The sequence below is a fragment of the Sulfitobacter sp. UBA4523 genome, from assembly GCF_002388305.1.
Classification (GTDB): domain Bacteria; phylum Pseudomonadota; class Alphaproteobacteria; order Rhodobacterales; family Rhodobacteraceae; genus Sulfitobacter; species Sulfitobacter pontiacus.
This window is the reverse complement of record NZ_DGMH01000065.1, coordinates 112,880-117,265: the sequence shown is the minus strand read 5'-3', so window position 1 is coordinate 117,265 and position 4,386 is coordinate 112,880. Positions and strand designations below refer to the sequence as shown.

Here is a 4,386-nt window from a genome sequence, read left to right as displayed (position 1 = left end):
CGCTAATGCAGGATCGGCGGCTTTGACGGGTCAGAGCCGGGGGCCTCCATCCGCGGGGTTTTTTCCAACGGGTCCATCTGGGGCAGATCAAAACGCAGCCCGACTTTCGACAGTTTTTCAACCGTCGGATCAGAGGGCGCGAAGAAGCCCACATCCATCGCCCCCGCATCGATACCCGAGAATGTCAGCGCCTCGGAGGCGGCACGAACCAGCGCGTCTTGCGCGCGCGGGATGGCCCCGACAAAGCCCAGCAGATGCCCGCGCCCGCCGCCGGTGTATTCAACCCCGACCAGCCACGCCCCTGCCGCCATGCCTGTGGCGGTCGCCAGCTTGGCATCAATCGCGGCAATCAGCGTTTCGGGCAGGCCCTTGGGCGGCAGAACACGGTCGATGCGCGCCTCGACCTCTCCGGCTTCATGGGCGAGTGTGTCGCGCAGCCAAGCCACGGCGCTGTCGGGCAGCAGGATCGCCGAAGGGGCGACATCCAGGTTCACCGCCATGCCAAGCGGTTGGCCATCCAGCATCCCCGCAATCGCGCGCCCGGACAGCGCCACATAGGGCGCGGGCTGCCCGACATAGGCCGCAAGCCGTTCGATCCGGTCAAAGACCAGCACATAGGCATCCTCAAGCAGGACAGGGCTGACCTGATCGGCGTCCGGTTCGGCTTCGAGCAACAGGAAAAGTTCCACATCGGCCATGCGTTCATAGAACCGCAGGCGGGCAGCGTCATCGCTTTCATCGGCCATCATGGCGGCATGGGCGATGTCCAGGGGCGTCGCTTCAGTCATCCAGTACATTCCTTACAGCAGCGCGGAGCCGGGGAAGCACGTCCTCCTCGAACCACGGATTTTTCTTGAGCCAACCGGTATTGCGCCACGAGGGATGAGGCAAGGCAAAGACGCCCTTCGGGTGGTTTTGCCAATCGGCGACGGCGCGGGTGACTGTGGTGAACCCGGGCAGGTGATAGCGCATGGCATAGGCCCCGATCAACACGGTCAGCCGGACATCGGGCACGGTATCCAGCGCCCGGGCCCGCCATGTTTTCGCACAGATCGGCGGAGGCGGCAGATCGCTGCCCTTGGCATCATAGCCTGGAAAGCAAAAGGCCATGGGGATGATCGCCACGCGGCTGCGGTCATAAAAGGTCGTCTCGTCCACGCCCAGCCAGTCGCGCAGCCGCTTGCCAGAGGCATCCCAGAAGGGGGTGTTTGCCTCGTGCACTTTCAACCCCGGCGCTTGCGAGGCGATCAGCAGCCGCGCGCCCGGTTGGAACCAGACCACCGGATTGGGCCGGTGCCCCGTCGCCGTAGCCGCAAAGCGGTCGGCGCAGAGGGTGCATTGGCTGAGTTCGGGGCGGATGTCGGTCATGGGGGTAGACCTAAGCGGTGGCGCGCCGGTTTCAAAGGGGGCGGTGACGCGGTGGTGTCCAGCGCTCATTTCGAGACATTTCGAAATGAGCTTGACGCGGCCAGTCATTTCTATATTTCTAAAAACATGAAAATGAATCCCGCCTCCCCCCATGATCTCGCCTTGGCTGCTGCGCGCTTTGCCGCGCTCGGGTCAGAGCAACGTTTGCAAGTTCTCCGTTTGCTGGTGCGCGCAGGCCCTGACGGGCTGACCATCGGCACGCTGGGTGTTCGCGCGGGCATCACCGGGTCGACGCTGACCCATCATCTGAAACTGCTTGTAGCCGCAGGGCTGGTGCGCCAACAGCGTCAGGGGCGCAGCACCATCTGCGCGGCGGTATCCCATGACGCAGTACAGGATCTGTCCGAGTTCCTGATGACAGAGTGTTGCGCCGACGCCGCGGTCCCCTGCCCTGATCATCCCCACGGTTAACACCACAGATAGCGAAAGTCCCCCCATGTCACACGGTCACCATCATCACGTCGATCCCGACAGCGGCGACGGCAAGATTGCCCTCGCGGTGGCGATCAACCTCGGTCTCACGGTCGCGCAGGTCATCGGCGGGATCGTCGCGGGCAGTCTGTCGCTGATCGCCGATGCGCTGCATAACTTCAGCGACGCCATCGCGCTGATCATCGCCTTTGCCGCACGCAAGATCGCCCGCCGTCCGGCCAATGCAGATATGACCTTTGGTTACGGCCGGATCGAGGCGGTGGCGGCGCTGATCAACTATACCACCTTGATCGTGATCGGCCTGTATCTGGTCTATGAGGCCGCGATGCGCTTTGCCAATCCCGAACCCGTGGCGGGCTGGATCGTGGTGATCGTCGCCGGCTTCGCCTTGCTGGTGGATCTGGGCACCGCCGCGTTGACCTTTCGCGCATCCAAATCCAGCGTGAACATCCGCGCGGCCTTTTTGCACAATGTGGCCGATGCCTTGGGCTCGGTTGCCGTGATTGTGGCGGGGGCGCTGATGATCCTGTTCGGCTGGGCTTGGGTGGACCCATTGGCCACGCTGCTGATTGCCGGATACATCCTTTGGCAATCCGCGACCGAACTGCCGCAGGTGGCACGGATCCTGATGCTTGCCTCGCCCGATGCGCTGCGCACCGAAGACGTGATCGCGGCACTGCGCGACCAGCCTGGCGTTACAGACATCCATCATGTGCACCTGTGGCTGATGGAGGAACACGGCGCGGCCTTTGACGCCCATATCGTCGCCGCACAAGGCACCGACCCAAGCGCCCTGCGCCACGCCTTGAAATCCTATCTGAAGTCCGAGTTCGATCTGAACCACGTCACGCTCGAGCTTGAGACCCAGGATTCCCATTGCCACGACGCCAAGGTGATCGGTCACTAACACCCGCACCCCTCGACCTTTCGTATAGCGCGCTTTGCAAACCATCGCCGATGGGACTCCCTTCGGGCGCGTGGGTCGTTTTGGCTCCTTGTAAATTCGGCCCCAACTACGACATAATATAGTCAAAATAGAGGGCTAGACACCGCCCAAGGCTCGGGAAACAGGGCGCGACATACCCGCAACAGCACCAATCGGAGCAGGCATGCTGGAATTCGACAACGTCTCCAAGTCCTTTTGGACTGGCACGCAACACAAGGTCATTCTCGACCATGTGTCATTTCGTGTGGATTTGGGTCATTCCCTTGGCATCCTCGCCCCGAACGGCACCGGCAAGACGACCCTTATCAATATGATGGCGGGGCTGGAAAAGCCGGACGAAGGTGAAATCAGACGCGGCTGCAACATCAGCTTCCCGCTGGGGTTCATGGGCGGTGTCGTCAACAAGGTTTCCGCGGTAGAGAATGCCCGCTATATTGCCCGTCTCTATGGGCTGGACCCTGACTACGTCGAAAGCTTTTGTCGCTGGCTGTGTGGGTTGGGGGAATATTTTGACCAGCCCGTCGGGACATATTCGGCCGGGATGAAATCACGGTTTTCGTTTTCACTGCTGCTTGCGCTTGATTTCGACATCTATTTGATCGACGAAGGCATGCCGAGCACCACAGATGTGGAGTTCAACCGCAAGGCGGGCGAAATTCTGCAAGAACGGCTGCGCACGACGACGATCATCATCGTTTCGCACCAAGCCGAGACGTTGGAACAATTCGCGCGGTCCGCTGCTGTCTTGCTTGGCGGAAAGCTACATATCTTCGACACCTTGGAAGAGGCCAAACAGCTTTATGACTACGAAACCCAAGGCTAGAAAATTCCGCATCAAACGTGCGACCCCTGCTGCGGCCCCCAAGGGGAACGATGCGGTCGAACGTGATGCCCCCGCGTCAGCCACGCCAAAGCCGCAGGCCCCTGACGCGCCACGCGCAGCGGCTGCATCGCGCGGCGAAGCACCGAGAGCTGCAGCGCCCAGCCAAGCTGCTGCTGCCTCCGCTGCGCGCCCGCCCTCGCCCTCCGACGCCCGCAGCGGCGAGGTGTCATCAGCGACCGAAGTCAGCGGAGAGCAGGACATCGACGCGATCCGCCGCGAAGGGCTGACCGGCCGCCAGTTGCGCATGGCCCGTCGCGTGGCGCAAAAACACGGGCTTGCCCCGACCTCTGACTTCGATGCGGTGCGGTTGCTGCGCGCCGAAGGTATCGACCCGTTCCAACGCTCCAACATGCTGGAACTGGTCGTTCCTCAGGACAAGCAATCCACCGGGACGGCATTGCAGAAAGGGCGCATCCAGCTTCCCCAGACAGTCCCTGCCGGGGGGCGCAATCTGCCCTCGACCGACGTTAATCCGATGGAACGCCGCATGCGCGAGATCTCGGACATCCAGCGCGACATCACCAGGCGCCGCCGCCGCAAAATGGCGTTGCTTATGGTGCGTCTGGCGTTCTTTGTCGGGCTGCCCACAATCATGGGCGGGTATTATTTCTACAACATCGCCACGCCGATGTATGCGACAGACAGCCAGTTCCTGATTATCCAGAACGAAGGCACAGGCGGGCTTGGCCCCCTAGGC

The 4,386-nt window shown here is 62.0% G+C and carries 5 protein-coding genes and 1 pseudogene; 4 read left to right on the top strand and 2 right to left on the bottom strand.

Features of this window, described 5'->3' with window-relative positions; genetic code table 11:
- Positions 1-2: 2 nt before the first annotated feature.
- Together B3849_RS15560 and B3849_RS15555 are read right to left on the bottom strand one after the other, a co-directional pair.
- Positions 3-788: an SseB family protein gene (locus tag B3849_RS15560; RefSeq protein WP_005849394.1), complete on the bottom strand. Its 786-nt coding sequence runs from the start codon at positions 786-788 to the stop codon at positions 3-5.
- Positions 781-1,368 carry a uracil-DNA glycosylase family protein gene (locus B3849_RS15555; RefSeq protein ID WP_180827972.1) on the bottom strand — a complete coding sequence of 196 codons (588 nt, stop codon included), beginning with the start codon at positions 1,366-1,368 and terminating at the stop codon, positions 781-783. The genes B3849_RS15560 and B3849_RS15555 overlap by 8 nt, the downstream gene beginning before the upstream one ends.
- A gap of 126 nt (positions 1,369-1,494) precedes the next feature.
- Between B3849_RS15555 and B3849_RS15550 the strand changes: the two genes are divergently transcribed.
- The 4 genes and pseudogenes from B3849_RS15550 to B3849_RS15535 all read left to right on the top strand — a co-directional run.
- A complete protein-coding gene (locus B3849_RS15550; RefSeq protein ID WP_278425579.1) occupies positions 1,495-1,839 on the top strand; it encodes an ArsR/SmtB family transcription factor in 345 nt (114 codons plus the stop codon).
- Between the two features lie 25 nt (positions 1,840-1,864).
- Positions 1,865-2,767, top strand: coding sequence for a cation diffusion facilitator family transporter (locus tag B3849_RS15545; protein WP_278425578.1), 903 nt, complete (start codon positions 1,865-1,867; stop codon positions 2,765-2,767).
- A 202-nt stretch (positions 2,768-2,969) separates the two neighbouring features.
- A complete protein-coding gene (locus tag B3849_RS15540) occupies positions 2,970-3,629 on the top strand; it encodes an ABC transporter ATP-binding protein (protein ID WP_005849402.1) in 660 nt (219 codons plus the stop codon).
- A pseudogene (locus B3849_RS15535) lies at positions 3,607-4,386 on the top strand (capsule biosynthesis protein); the annotation flags it as partial. The gene B3849_RS15540 and the pseudogene B3849_RS15535, both read left to right, overlap by 23 nt.

Excerpts from the sequence above, each read along its gene's own strand:
- B3849_RS15545 (WP_278425578.1), top strand. The coding sequence starts at position 1,865 with ATGTCACACGGTCACCATCATCACGTCGATCCCGACAGCGGCGACGGC.
- B3849_RS15540 (WP_005849402.1), top strand. The coding sequence starts at position 2,970 with ATGCTGGAATTCGACAACGTCTCCAAGTCCTTTTGGACTGGCACGCAA.
- B3849_RS15550 (WP_278425579.1), top strand. The coding sequence starts at position 1,495 with ATGAAAATGAATCCCGCCTCCCCCCATGATCTCGCCTTGGCTGCTGCG.
- B3849_RS15560 (WP_005849394.1), bottom strand. The coding sequence starts at position 788 with ATGACTGAAGCGACGCCCCTGGACATCGCCCATGCCGCCATGATGGCC.
- B3849_RS15555 (WP_180827972.1), bottom strand. The coding sequence starts at position 1,368 with ATGACCGACATCCGCCCCGAACTCAGCCAATGCACCCTCTGCGCCGAC.